9 protein-coding genes and 1 tRNA gene are annotated in these 12888 nt (G+C 66.6%); 3 read left to right on the plus strand and 7 right to left on the minus strand.

Annotated elements, in window-relative coordinates:
* Positions 1-5: 5 nt before the first annotated feature.
* Genes QSJ34_RS08300 through QSJ34_RS08310 form a run of 3 tightly spaced genes read right to left on the minus strand, consistent with a single transcriptional unit; the run spans position 6 to position 2144 of the window.
* Positions 6-548: a hypothetical protein gene (locus tag QSJ34_RS08300; RefSeq protein ID WP_285573783.1), complete on the minus strand. Its 543-nt coding sequence runs from the start codon at positions 546-548 to the stop codon at positions 6-8.
* Positions 549-582: 34 nt separating this feature from the next.
* A complete protein-coding gene (locus tag QSJ34_RS08305; protein ID WP_285573786.1) occupies positions 583-1482 on the minus strand; it encodes a hypothetical protein in 900 nt (299 codons plus the stop codon).
* Entirely contained in the window at positions 1479-2144 is a 666-nt protein-coding gene (locus QSJ34_RS08310; protein WP_285573789.1) for a J domain-containing protein, read from the minus strand. Before QSJ34_RS08310 ends, QSJ34_RS08305 begins: the two co-directional genes overlap by 4 nt.
* A 151-nt stretch (positions 2145-2295) precedes the next feature.
* On the opposite strand from QSJ34_RS08310, the gene QSJ34_RS08315 reads away from it, so the two are divergent.
* Positions 2296-4452 carry a hypothetical protein gene (locus tag QSJ34_RS08315; protein ID WP_285573791.1) on the plus strand — a complete coding sequence of 719 codons (2157 nt, stop codon included), beginning with the start codon at positions 2296-2298 and terminating at the stop codon, positions 4450-4452.
* Between the two features lie 12 nt (positions 4453-4464).
* Positions 4465-4541, plus strand: a tRNA-Arg gene (locus QSJ34_RS08320).
* A 457-nt stretch (positions 4542-4998) separates the two neighbouring features.
* On the opposite strand, the gene QSJ34_RS08325 is transcribed toward QSJ34_RS08320, so the two are convergent.
* The 3 genes from QSJ34_RS08325 to QSJ34_RS08335 all read right to left on the minus strand — a co-directional run bounded on the left by QSJ34_RS08325 (position 4999) and on the right by QSJ34_RS08335 (position 10621).
* The gene (locus tag QSJ34_RS08325; RefSeq protein WP_285573792.1) at positions 4999-5154 is read right to left on the minus strand and encodes a hypothetical protein; all 156 of its coding nucleotides are present in this window, start codon (positions 5152-5154) and stop codon (positions 4999-5001) included.
* Between the two features lie 455 nt (positions 5155-5609).
* On the minus strand, positions 5610-9032 hold the full coding sequence (locus QSJ34_RS08330; RefSeq protein ID WP_285573794.1) for a methylmalonyl-CoA mutase family protein: 3423 nt from the start codon (positions 9030-9032) through the stop codon (positions 5610-5612).
* Between the two features lie 74 nt (positions 9033-9106).
* Positions 9107-10621 carry a tetratricopeptide repeat protein gene (locus tag QSJ34_RS08335; RefSeq protein ID WP_285573797.1) on the minus strand — a complete coding sequence of 505 codons (1515 nt, stop codon included), beginning with the start codon at positions 10619-10621 and terminating at the stop codon, positions 9107-9109.
* 128 nt (positions 10622-10749) lie between these two features.
* On the opposite strand from QSJ34_RS08335, the gene QSJ34_RS08340 reads away from it, so the two are divergent.
* The gene (locus tag QSJ34_RS08340; protein ID WP_285573804.1) at positions 10750-11934 is read left to right on the plus strand and encodes a S1C family serine protease; all 1185 of its coding nucleotides are present in this window, start codon (positions 10750-10752) and stop codon (positions 11932-11934) included.
* Positions 11935-11943: 9 nt separating this feature from the next.
* On the opposite strand, the gene QSJ34_RS08345 is transcribed toward QSJ34_RS08340, so the two are convergent.
* Complete coding sequence (locus QSJ34_RS08345) at positions 11944-12855, minus strand: prohibitin family protein (RefSeq protein WP_285573805.1); 912 nt, start codon at positions 12853-12855, stop codon at positions 11944-11946.
* Positions 12856-12888 lie beyond the last annotated feature (33 nt).

The following is a 12888-nucleotide window of genomic DNA, read 5'->3' on the forward strand; positions in this document are numbered from 1 at the left end:
CGCGATTATTTTCTGGCGGGAGCCGGGCGATAGTACTGACGGTACGCCTCTTCCCGCGCGTACTGGCGGTTCCGCGCGGCGTTGTCGTCGGGGATCTCGGCGAAACCCTTCATGAAGGACACCTTCAGCAAGGTGTCGTCCATCCACACGGTCTTCAGGATCGTGATGGCGTGGGCAGGCTCCTGATGGTGGAAGGTCATGAGGCAGGTCGTGGTGCCGTCGGCCTTCTGCAGCGTTTCCAGCTCCACGCCTCCCGCCTCCTGGCGGTTGGCGGGCAGCGCGCTCAGACGAGGGCGCCAAGGTGCGACGAAGTAGGCGAAGTGCTCCTCGGACCCGAAGGAATCCCCGAGGCCGCGGTGGCTGGCGAAGACCTTCCGCGTACCCTCGTCGGTGACGAGAAAGGAGACCAGGGTCCTCAGGCGTCCCCAGTACTTGTCCGCCGCGGCCGGAACGGGCGTCGCCATGGGCGCGAGCCCCTGGGCCCTTCCGGGGCACACACCCAGCAGAAGAACGGAAAGGATCCAGGCACGATTCGATCGCGGCATCATGGGGCACTCGAAGGTTGGGCAGAAGCCTGCCACATCATAACGAAGGATCGGCGCCCGCCGGAGCAGGGTTCGGCGAGGAGGCGGGTTTCGGCACGCTGGGCATCCCCTCGCAGGCGTTGGGATTGAGGCGCAATTTCCAACTCCCGTCACCGGCGGGTCCCGCCTGCACCTGGTACGTCAGGCCAGGTTTGACCTGCTTGGCGCCGGGCCCGAACCCTTGCTGTTGACCGTACCAGTGGCTGCCCGTCACATAGGCCAGTTCGAAACTGCCCTCGGGCGCCAGACCTTGGTAGGTCTCGCCACCGCGCAGGTAGAGCGTCAGGGCGAGGGCCTGGGACTTCGCGTCGAGCAGGGTCAGGACGTAGTCCTGGCCGGGTTCCGTATCGATCCGCCAGGACACCGTGGGACGGATCTCCGGGCCCAGCTGAAGCCAGCCGTGATCCGGAGGCGGCATGGGCGCCAGTTCCTCCGCCCGCGGCGCGGATTCCCCCGCGGGTCGTGGCCGGGTTTCGCGAAGCCCCTGTCCCGGCGCGGTGACTTCCGCCCCCGGGACCACGCGGGCGGCGCGCATGCCGATTCCCACGATCAGGGCCACGAGTATCAGGCCCGCCACCGCCCAACCCGTCCTTCGGAAGCCCCGGGCGGACGCGTGCGCCTGGCCGCGGACAGGGGCGCGGGCCGGGGTTTCAAAGGCCCGAGGAGGATTCGAAAGGCCCGGATCTTCCGCAAGCCCCAGGCTGGACCGGACCGCCGACAGCTCCCGACCTCGGCTCAAAACCCAGTCGTACCGCGCCTTCCGGGAAGCGTCCAGCAGCACGAACCGGGCGGCCTCGCGCAGCTCCACGGGGCATCCGGGCCGGGCGAGGGCCCGCTCGATACTGGGGCGGTCGGCCTCGATGCCGGAAAGGCCCAGGGCTCGGTAGAGATCCCTCATGCCTCGACCTTCAGCAAGAACTCGTAGGCATCCTTGAGGCGGCGGAAGGCCAGGTCCGCCTCTTGGGCGGCCTCGGGCCCGGAGGCGGCGTAGTGGTCCGGGTGGTGCACGCGGCTGATGCGCAGGAAGGCCCGCCGGATCTCCGCCTCGGAAGCCCCCTCGTCGAGCCCCAACAATCCCAGGGCCTTGATGCGGGCCAGGCGGTCCCCGCCCATCGGAGCCACCGCACCTGGATGGGGTCCGCCGTCATCCCAGGGGCCTCCAGGGCCGGGGCCATTTCCATCCCGTCCCCGCCATGCGGCCGGCAGACTCGGATCCCAGGGTTCCGGCAGCACGGCGCCGGTCCGTTGGGACATGAGCTCCGCCAGATCGCCCGGTCCCAAGGCCAGGGCCTCCGTCACGGTGCGAAGGGCTTGGTTCTGCGCCAGGGGCAGGGTTCCTCGGCCCAGAGCCACTTCCAGGGCACCTCGCAGCGCCAGCCGCCGCGTCGAGGGTGCGGCCTCCCGCAAAAGGGACAGGCTTTGCGTGAAGGCTTCCAGCGGAAGCGGCAGCTCCGGAAAGGAAGGCGGAACCCCGATCTGCGCCGACAGATCCAGGCGCCGTCCAGCCTCCTCCAGGCGCGCCGCCGCTGCCCTGGAGTCGAGGGGCTCCCATCGGGTCATGGCGGCGCACAAGATCCAGATCGCCCTGCACTGGGGCGGCGAGGGCGATGGAATCTTGTCGAACGTCATAGGAAAAAGCCACCATCTTTCTGGCTCAATAATGGACACCCCACCCCACCAACCGTCTATCCCTTTTTCCTGGACGTGGCCTTTGAACCAAGAACCCTCCGATTCGCTGGACATCCTTCTCGACCTCTCCGGCGATTCCGGCGCAGGCAGCCCCAAGGCCCCTGAACCCGAGCCGAAGATCCTGCTGGCGGAGGAACCCACCCCGCGCAAAGTCACGCCGCGGACCTTTGAACCCCTGCCCGACGACACACCCTTCGTGCCTGCGGATCCAGAACCCCAGGCGACCGCCCGGCCTTCTCGCCTGGCGCCCATCAAGAGCATGGTGGCCGAGGTCTACTTCGACCCCGCCAAGGCCTTCGCGGCGGAAGTCGACTGGTCCCGGTTCCGCAAGGCCCAGATCTCACTCTTCGGGCTGTCGTTGGCCATGCCCTTCATCATGCTGCTGCTGCTGGGGGTCATCCTGGGCGTGGTCTACCATGCGGGCGCCTCGCTCTACAACGCCACCACGCCGAACCCCATCTACCAGCTCATGCTCTACCCCCTGGTGTTCGTGCTGGCCCGCGGCTACTGGATGGCCTACCTGGCCCTGCCGCTCATCCTGTTCGGAGTCGGATGGCTTTGGGCTGCCGTCACGGCGGGAGCCCTCTCCCGCATCGAAGACGGGGCCCACATCGACTACAAAACGGCCCTGAGTATCCTCGCCATGCTCGGCGCCATGCTGGCGCCCTTCACGATGTTTCCCTTCCTGCGCCTGCTGGCCCTGGCCGTCATCTTCTGGTTCACGATCCGGCGTCTGGAAGACACCTTCGGCATCGGGTTCTGGACCGTGGCCGGACGCGGGGGCCTGACCCTGGTCGCATCGATGTTCCTCTACGGGGCCATGGAGCGGAAGGTCGAATCCCTCTTCCCCGCCGGCGAGGAAATGAAGGTCAACCTGAACGCCTTCGTGAACCAGCGCAAGATGCTGGAGTGGCCCTCCTTCCACGAGAAGATCTATGTCAAACCCAACGAGCGGCTCTACGCGGACCTGACGAACTTCACCCCGCAGATCCGTGACCTGGCGACCCAGAAGGCCATGAACCTTTTGAAGGCCGGAAGTGACACGCCCGAGTTCCGCTACCGGCTGGCCCAGCGCCTGGCCGAGAACGGCCAGAACGAGGCCTTCCTCTACCTGTCCCGCTACGCCGCCGCGGGCCAGGGAACGCCCCTCGATGCTGCGGCCGCCCTCGTGTGGATCCAGAAATACACCCTCGCCAATCCCAACAACCTGGACGTCAATCTGGACAAGGTCCGCCTGCTCATCCAGAACAACCGGCGGCTGGAGGGGAAACGCCTGCTCGTGAGCCTGGTCAAGGCCCAGCTGACCGACATGAACCGCATCACCGACTTCATCCAGAAGGAGGGCCTGGGCCAGACCAACTCAGGATTCAACGATGAGGTCCAGAACCTCTACCAATTCGGAAACGGCACGAACTACGTGGGCAGCTACACGCCATCCAGTGGATCCTCAAGCGGATATTCCCGCTACGGCTATGAGACCCAGACCAAGCAGGAGGGGCTGTTGAAGCGCCTCTTCGTCAACGAGCACGACAACTCCCTCTGGTTCTACCGTGCCATGGTGGTCGAGTACAACCGCAGCGCCGAGGCAGGCCCGGAAATCTATGGGGAGATCCCGACGATCATGGGACAGGCCGAACTCGACCAGAAGATCCAGGAGGGCGATCCCATCGCCATGGACATCCTCGCCGACCGGAGCGCTCGGGATGGCGACATCGCCAAGGCCCGCCAGTATTGGCTGGCCGCCATCCGGGTGCTGGACAGCGATAACCGTTATCCCAACGTGGCCTACTACATGAAGCTCGCCGAGAGCTATGATCCCGCCGAAAGCGACAAGGCCGCCGACCCGGCACAAGCCACCAAGTACTACCTCGCCGCCCTGCTGATCTCCAGCTGGCAGGGGCGCGGCATTCCCGTGGGGCTGAAACCCCTCCAGCGCCTCCAGCCCGGAAAGCTCTCCGATCCCAGGGGACAGCCCTTCCTCGACACCTGCCTGAAATACGACATCCCGGAGGCCTGGGCCATGATGGGCGACCGTTACTTCAACGGCGATTTCCCCGGCGTGCCCAAGAACATCGCCAAGGGCAGGGACTGTTTCATGAAGGCCCAGGCCCTCGGCTACAAGGGCCCCCAGTTCCAGAAACAGCTGGCCCTGATGGGCGCCGCCACTGCAACCCGCTAGACTGGGTGCTGCGCGCCCATAGCTCAGGTGGATAGAGCAGCAGCCTTCTAAGCTGCAGGTCGCTGGTTCGAGTCCAGCTGGGCGCACCAGCGCCCAGCTGGACTCGGGCCAGCGAGTGGGATCGTGAGACGCCACAAACGTGGCGTCGGAACGAGACCGGCGGATGGCGGAGCCAGACGCGTTCGAGGCCCCTCCACATATCCACCACCCTGGCGCACCAGCGCCCGGCTGGACTCGGGCCAGCGAGTGGGATCGTGGAGACGCCACAGGCGTGGCGTCGGAACGAGACCGGCGGATGGCGAAGCCAGACGCGTTCGAGGCCCCTCCACATATCCACCACCCTGGCGCACCAGCGCCCAGTTGGACTTGGGCCAGCAGGTGGCGGTTCGAGGCTCCCGCCTTCCTACGACCGCACCAGCGCCCGGTTGGACTCGGGCCAGCGAGTGGGATCGTGGAGACGCCACAGATGTGGCGTCGGAACGAGACCGGCGGATGGCGGAGCCAGACGCGTTCGAGGCCCCGCTCGCTCAAAGCCACTTAGCCCGCTCAGCGGTTCTCCCCATAGACCTTGTCCAGCACCTTCCGCGCATCCACGCAGATGGGGCACATGCAAATGGATCGGCTGGCGGATTTGGCGTGCTCCATCATGAAGCGGCGCAGCAGTGCGATCAGCTTGGCGTTGGAGATGGCTTCCGGCGACACGAGAACTCCAGGGGCCAGGCAACCTCCCCGACCCGGATGAGACCCATCATCCTGTAGGGGGCATCGCCTGCCCGTCACAAGTGATCTTTGCAGGGTAGGTGCCAAGTCGGGGGACCATTCGGGCCTCGATCGGAAGACCGGGGTGGCCAACCTGGCTGTGATGCTCAGCCCGGCGGGTGGCGAGGAACGCTGCACAGCAGCGCCCCTCGCCACCCGCCTGGGCTTCGCCCCAGCGGTCTCGTGGCATAAGCTCCTCGCTGGGTCCCGGCTTCGCGGAGGACAGAGGCTCCGACGCTGCAAGCCTGAAGGGCGCGCAGGAGCCCAGGGCTTGATGCCCTGAGCCTCCGGCGGAGGTCCTCCGCTTCGCCACCCAGCGGTCTCGTGGCATAAGCTCCTCGCTGGGTCCCGGCTTCGCGGAGGACATTCAGTCCTCCGCTTCGCCACCCAGCGGTCGCTTACATGTTCCTCCGGTACTGCCCGCCGACTTCGTAGAGGGCCTGGCTGATCTGGCCGAGGCTGCAGACCTTGGCGGCGTCGAGAAGCTCCTCGAAGAGGTTGCCGTTGGCCCGGGCGACCTCCTTCAGGTGCTCCAAGGCCGCGGGGGCGCGGTCGGCGTTGCGGGCGTGGAAGGCTTCGAGGTTGGTGATCTGCTGGCGCTTTTCGGTCTCGGTGCTGCGGATCAGTTCCGGTGCGCCGAGCTCGGCGGGCTGGGGGTTCAGGAAGGTGTTCACGCCAATGATGGGCAGCTCGCCGCTGTGCTTGAGGTGCTCGTAGTGCATGGATTCTTCCTGGATCTTGCCGCGCTGGTACATGGTCTCCATGGCCCCCAGCACGCCGCCGCGGTCGGCGATGCGGCGGAACTCCATGAGCACCGCCTCCTCCACCAGCTCGGTCATCTGCTCGATGAGGAAGGCGCCCTGCAGTGGGTTCTCGTTCTTCGCCTGGCCCAGTTCGCGGTTGATGATGAGCTGCACGGCGATGGCGCGGCGCACGCTTTCTTCGGTGGGCGTGGTGATGGCCTCGTCGTAGGCGTTCGTATGCAGGCTGTTGCAGTTGTCGTAGATGGCGTAGAGGGCCTGCAGCGTCGTGCGGATGTCGTTGAAGTCGATCTCCTGGGCGTGCAGGGAACGGCCGCTGGTCTGGATGTGGTACTTCAGCTTCTGGCTGCGGTCGTTGGCGCCGTACTTCTCCTTCATGGCCACGGCCCAGATGCGGCGGGCCACGCGGCCGATGACGCTGTATTCGGGATCGAGGCCGTTGCTGAAGAAGAAGCTGAGGTTCGGCGCGAAGTCATCAATGTGCATGCCGCGCGACAGGTAGTACTCGACGAAAGTGAAGCCGTTGGCCAGCGTGAAGGCCAGCTGGCTGATGGGGTTCGCGCCGGCCTCGGCGATGTGGTAGCCGCTGATGCTCACCGAGTAGAAGTTGCGGACCTTCTCCTCGATGAAGGTCGACTGGATGTCGCCCATCACCTTGAGGCTGAACTCCGTACTGAAGATGCAGGTGTTCTGGGCCTGGTCCTCTTTCAGGATGTCGGCCTGCACGGTGCCGCGCACGGTCTGCAGCGCCTCGGCGCGGAGCTTGGCGTAGACGTCGGCGGGCAGGATCTCGTCCGAGGTCACGCCCAGCAAGGCCAGGCCCAGGCCGTGGTTGCCTTCGGGCAGACCGCCCTCGTAGCGGGGCCGCGACAGGCCCTTGGCGGCGTACATCGCGTCGATCTTGGCCTGGGCGGCTTCCATCTGCCCGTGCTCCTTCAGCCACATCTCGGCGCGCTGATCGATGGCGGCGTTGAGGAAGAAGGCCAGCATGGTGGGCGCGGGGCCGTTGATGGTCATGCTCACGCTGGTGGTGGGGCAGAGCAGATCGAAGCCCGAGTAGAGCTTCTTCGCGTCGTCCACCGTGCAGACGGAGACGCCACTGTTGCCGACCTTGCCGTAGATATCGGGGCGGACGTGGGGGTCTTCGCCGTAGAGCGTGACGCTATCGAAGGCCGTGCTGAGCCGCACGGCGGGCTGGCCCTGGCTCACGTAGTGGAAGCGCTTGTTCGTGCGCTCAGGCGTACCCTCGCCGGCGAACATGCGGGTGGGATCCTCACCCACGCGCTTGTACTCGAAGACACCGGCCGTGAAGGGGAAGCGGCCCGGCAGGTTTTCCAGCAGCTGCCAGCGCAGCAGCTCGCCCCAGCCCGAGTAGGGCGGCAGGGCCACCTTGGGCACCAGCGTGCCACTGAGCGAGGCGGTGTAGTTCTCGGTGCGGATCTCCTTGCCACGCACGACGTAGACATTCTCCGGCTCGGTGTAGCTGCGCTTCAGCTCGGCCCAATCGTGGATGAGGCGGCGGCTTTCGGTGTGCAGCTCGCCCAGGTGCTCCTGGTAGCGCTGGCGGAGCAGCAGGATCGCCGCGCCCTGATCGCCCTCGCCGGCCTCCGTGAGGTGGATGGCGTCATAGAAGCCCCCCGCGGGCGGCACCTTGTCGCCCAGGGCCCGCAGACTGGTCCACAGCGCGAAGGCGATCTCGGCCGTGTCGGCCTGGCGGCGGGCCCAGGCCTTGAAGCCCTGCACGGTATCGGCGATCTCGGCCAGGTAGCGCACCCGCTCGGGGGGAATAATGGCGGCCCGGCGGGGATTCACGGCCTGGGCTTCGAGCTTGGGCATCCAGTCCAGGCCGGCCTTGGCGGCGATGGCCTTCACCAGGTTCACGAAAAGCCAGTTGGTGGCGGGGTCGTTGAACTGGCTGGCGCAGGTGGCGTAGACGGGCATGTCATCGGCCGCCTCGCTGAAGCGCTTGTGGGCGCGCTGGTACTGCTTGCGCACATCGCGCAGGGCATCCTCGGCGCCCCGCTTGTCGGCCTTGTTGAGCACGACGAGGTCGGCGAAATCCAGCATGTCGATCTTCTCGAGCTGGCTGGCGGCGCCATATTCAGGCGTCATCACGTACATGGAGAGGTCCACCATGTCCGCGATTTCGCTATCGCTCTGGCCGATTCCCGCCGTCTCGACGATCACCAGGTCGAAGCCCTCGGCCTTGGCGGCGGCGATGCTGGCCACCAGGGCCTCGCTGGTGGCACGGTGGGCGGCGCTGCGGGTGGCGAGGCTGCGCATGAAGACGCGATCCCGCAGCTCGGGGTGGTAGAGCGAATTCATGCGGATACGGTCGCCCAGCAGGGCCCCGCCGGTCTTGCGCTTGGTGGGATCGACGCTGAGCACGGCCACGCGCTTGTCGGGGAAGTCCACCAGGAAGCGCCGCAGCAGCTCATCGATGAGGGAGGATTTCCCCGCGCCGCCCGTGCCGGTGATGCCCAGCACGGGGATCTTCTGGGTGCCGAGGGCCGAAGGCAGGGCGGCCACTTCACCCAACTCGATGCGCGTGATGCGGCGGGCGAGCGGATGGAATTCGGGGGTGGTGCGGGGATCGATGTCACAGCGGCGCACCATGTCGTCGATCATGCCCTGGAGGCCCATGTGGCGGCCGTCCTCGGGGCTGTAGATGCGGGCGACGCCGTAGACTTCCAGTTCGCGGATCTCCTCGGGGGAGATGACGCCGCCACCGCCGCCGAAGACTTGGATATGCCCCGCGCCGCGCTCCCGCAGCAGGTCCACCATGTACTTGAAGTACTCCACGTGACCGCCCTGGTAGCTCGATAGCGCGATGCCCTGGGCATCCTCATGGATGGCGGTCTCGACGATGTCCTGCACGGCCCGGTTGTGGCCCAGGTGGATCACCTCGCAGCCCGTGGCCTGAAGGATGCGGCGCATGATGTTGATGCTGGCATCGTGGCCATCGAAGAGGCTGGCGGCGGTGACGAAGCGCACCTTGTGCTGGGGTACATAACCCTCGAGAGAAGGGTCGAGAGACGCGGGCGCGGTCAGTGTGGACATGGGACTCCCGGATTGGGGGAAAACCCAAGTTTACCGGCCCTTTCCATTCCTTCGAAGAGATGGTTTCCGACCCCTCAGAGGTCCTCCAGCAGGCCGATGGGAAAGCGGTCTTCCATCAGGAGTTGCCGTTCCCGGAGGTGCTGCAGGAGGGCCTGCCATTTGGGCAGGCCACGCAGGGGCTCCAGCATGGGGCTCCGCTCGTACCAGGCGGTGCAGCCGAAACCGCGCGCAAAGGCCCGGCTGGCCATTTCCATGGCACTGGCCCGGTCGCCCATCATCGCGTAGGCCTCCGCCAGGCGGATGGTGAACTCGCCGTCGGGTTCGCGCATGCCGATGCGCTCCTGGTCATATTCCCGCAGCTTCTTCCAGGCCTCATCCTTGCGGCCTTCCAGGATCAAATCGTAGATCTGGCTCAGGCGCAGGATGTTGGGATAGCCGCCATTGAGGTTGGCCGCCGCCTCGAATTCCTGGTGCGCCAGGGCCTGGTTGCCCCGGACCAGGGCCAGATAGCCGCGGTAGAAGGGCAGCACGCCCGAGGTGCTCCTCAGGTGCCCCGGCTGTTCCTGCAGGCTGGCCTCGAAACGGGCGATCTCGCCGGTGTAGAGGCAGGTGATATCCACCGCCTGCGGCTGCAGCTGCGCGAAGGCGAGGCGGTCCCGCAGGTCCATGGCCCGTCGCGCCATCGGCAGCAGGCCCGCCCCGCGCGCGGCGTAGGCGATCCCCGTGAGAAGGGTCGGGTTGTGCGACTGCTTGCGCCGCACCCGCAGGAGCAGGTCCAGGGCCTCTCGCTGGTTCCCGATGTCGCTCTTGAGCAGGGAGAGCAGGAAGGTCCCGCGCGGATGTCCCGGCGCCAGGGCGAGCCCCCGCTGGAGGCAGGCCTCCGCGTCGGTCTGCTCCTGACGGAAAGCCGCCTGGCTGTTGAGCATCTGACGGTAGCGGAGGTTCCCGAGCAGGATCCAGGTGGACGCGCAGTCGGGCTCCAGGCGGGTGGTCTGCTCGGCGAGTTGCATCGCCTCGTCCAGATGCTGGTTCTGCAGCCGCCAGGTGGTCGAGCGCACCAGGTCCCAGAACACCGCCGCCGACCTGGGCACGAGGCTTCCGGCCGGCAGGTTCACGGGCTTGGGAAAGGTCCTGAGGAAGGCATCAAAGGCCCGGGAAGGCGGCAGCGGCTCCGCCTCGTGCCGCACCCAGGGCACCGGCGATCCCTTGGCGAGTTGCTTGCCCCAGGCAAAGCGGTAGGAGAGCGCCAGATCCTCGCCCTGGCGACTGGGCTCGGTCTGCACCATCAGGGTGCGCGCCTGGCCGATCAGGGGGCCCAGGTCCGCGGGCAGCTCGGTGACGCTGGTGACGGCGAATCCGCCGAGGTGCTCCAGATGATCCTGGATGAGGGCTCCGAGGGCCCGGCCCTGAGCCGCTTCCAGCCCCGAGGCCGGGGCCGCGGGCGGGGTGACGAGGAGGATGCGCAGTGGGGCCCGGACGCCCTGCCCCGCCAGCAGCCAGGCCATGGCGCTACCGCCCCCCAGCAACACGAGGAAGGCGATCCCCAGAAACAGGGCCGTGCGCGGGGATCGTGACCTGAGGTCGAGCATGAACCCTCAGCTTAGAACCCGACGGGGTCTTGGTGAAGTGACGCAGACAAAAAGGAATCCGGGCCCTTGGCCTCGACTCGGGGCAACCAGCTCCGCCCCGAGACCCCATAATCGACCCGGGAGCCCCCATGATCCGTGCCGCCCTGACCGCCCTGATGGCCCTACCCCTGGCCGCGCAGACGGCATCCAAGCCCGCGCCCCCCACTGAAGAGGCCACCATCGAGCGCTTCCGCGCCCATGCGAAGGCCCGCCCCGTGGCGCCTCAGGCCCCGCTCAGCCCGGAAGAGCGCAACATCATCCGCCGCTTCAAGGAGGCCAAATCCAGCGTCGTCTTCGTGTCGGCCATCGTGAAGGGACAGGATCCCCGGACCCTCGACATCGCCAAGATCCCCACGGGATCTGGCACGGGCTTCGTCTGGGACGACTGGGGCCACATCGTCACCAACCACCACGTCATCACGGTGGAGGATCAGGGCCTGCGCATCGGCGAGGTCCAGGAGGTGGAAGTCACCCTCGCCGACGGGAAGACCTACAAGGGCCGCGTCATCGGCGTCAGCTTCGCCTACGACATCGCGGTGATCCAGGCCTTCGCCCCGCTGAAGGACATGAAGCCCATCCCCATCGGCCGTAGCAGCGATCTGCAGGTGGGCCAGTCCGTGCTCGCCATCGGCAATCCCTTCGGCCTGGACCATTCGCTCACGAGGGGCGTCATCTCGGCCCTCAGCCGGAAGATCGACACCGGCTACAACTCGAGCATCCTGAACGCCATCCAGACGGACGCCGCCGTGAACCCCGGCAACTCCGGCGGCCCGCTCCTGGACAGCGGCGGGCGCCTGGTCGGCATGAACACCGCCATCACCAGCACGAGCGGCAGTTCGGCGGGAGTGGGCTTCGCCATCCCCGTGGACACCTTGAATGACATCGTGCCCAAGCTCATCGCCCGCGGGCGGTTGGAGCCCCCCCGCATGGGCTTCGAAGTCTTCACCACCGCCGCCGCCCGGCAGACTTTCGGCATCACCCGCGGGCTGCTGGTCATGACCGTGGACCCGGATTCGCCGGCCGGGCGGGCCGGACTCCGACCACTGGAGGTGGACGCGTCGGGCCAGGTCAAATCGATGGGCGACATCCTGCTGGGCTACGAAGGACGGGCCCTCGAAAGCGAAGGCCAGTTCATGGCCATGCTGGAAGTAATTCCGCCCAGCGACAAGGTCGTCTTCGACGTGCAGCGGGACGGAAAGGTCATCAGGATCGAGCTGAACCTCAAGGACACCAAGGCGGGCAAGAAGGTCAAAGCCCAGCCCGCCAGCATCTAGAAAGGCTGATCACTTCTTCCCAGACACCTGGATCATGGGCGTGGCCCCGCCCATGGGCGTGATGATGAGGTTGCCCTTGGAGCCGATGTCGCGCAGGGCCTGGATGCGCTGGTACTCGATGATCTGGGGCGTCAGGCTCTGGCTCACGATCTGCTGGGCCCGGGCCTGGCCCTCGGCCTCGATGCGCTTGCGCTCGGCCTCCTGCTTTTCCTTCTGCAGCACGAAGGCCATCTTCTGCGCGTCCTGGTCGGCGGCGATCTTGTCGTTGATGGCCTTGGTGATCTGGTCGGGCAGCAGCACGTTGCGCAGCAGCACCTGCTCCATGACGATGCCGCGCTCCTTGAAGGCCGCCGTCAGCGTCTTCGTCACGTTCTCGACGAAACCCATGCGATGCGTGGTGTAGAGTTCGGTGGCGCTGAGGCCCGCCGCCGCATCGCGCAGCGAGGTGCGGATCTGGCTGCGGAGGATCTGCCCTTCCACGTCGGTGCCGATCTTCTCGTAGATCTTGGCGCAGTACTCCTGGTCCAGGTGGTAGAAGACCGTGGAATCCAGCTTCACGGTCAGGCCGTCGGAGGTGATGACGGGGATGGAATCATCGCCCCGCTTCTGGCCCTCGTCGGCGATGCCGGACATGGTGTAGTTGCGGGTGCGGACCTCCATCTCCACCACCTGGGAGAAGGGGTTGATGAAGTGCAGGCCCGCGGGCAGCACCTGGGTCTGCACGTGGCCGAAGAGCACCACCACGCCCGCCTGGCCGGGCTGCACGATGACGGCCATGGAGGCGAGGAAGACCACCACGCCGAGTCCCAGGCCCACCCACTGCACGATCACCAGGCGGGCCGACAGCGGAAACCCGACCTTGGTCTTCCAGCGCCAGGCCAACAATCCGACGACGAGCAGCAGAACGGCGATGAGGATCAAAGAGCACCTCCAAGGGGCGCGTCAGATTAACAG

The sequence above is a fragment of the Geothrix limicola genome (assembly GCF_030268085.1).
GTDB classification, from domain to species: domain Bacteria; phylum Acidobacteriota; class Holophagae; order Holophagales; family Holophagaceae; genus Geothrix; species Geothrix limicola.

Excerpts from the sequence above, each read along its gene's own strand:
- QSJ34_RS08330 (WP_285573794.1), bottom strand. The coding sequence starts at position 9,032 with ATGTCCACACTGACCGCGCCCGCGTCTCTCGACCCTTCTCTCGAGGGT.
- QSJ34_RS08305 (WP_285573786.1), bottom strand. The coding sequence starts at position 1,482 with ATGAGGGATCTCTACCGAGCCCTGGGCCTTTCCGGCATCGAGGCCGAC.
- QSJ34_RS08310 (WP_285573789.1), bottom strand. The coding sequence starts at position 2,144 with ATGACCCGATGGGAGCCCCTCGACTCCAGGGCAGCGGCGGCGCGCCTG.
- QSJ34_RS08300 (WP_285573783.1), bottom strand. The coding sequence starts at position 548 with ATGATGCCGCGATCGAATCGTGCCTGGATCCTTTCCGTTCTTCTGCTG.
- QSJ34_RS08340 (WP_285573804.1), top strand. The coding sequence starts at position 10,750 with ATGATCCGTGCCGCCCTGACCGCCCTGATGGCCCTACCCCTGGCCGCG.
- QSJ34_RS08335 (WP_285573797.1), bottom strand. The coding sequence starts at position 10,621 with ATGCTCGACCTCAGGTCACGATCCCCGCGCACGGCCCTGTTTCTGGGG.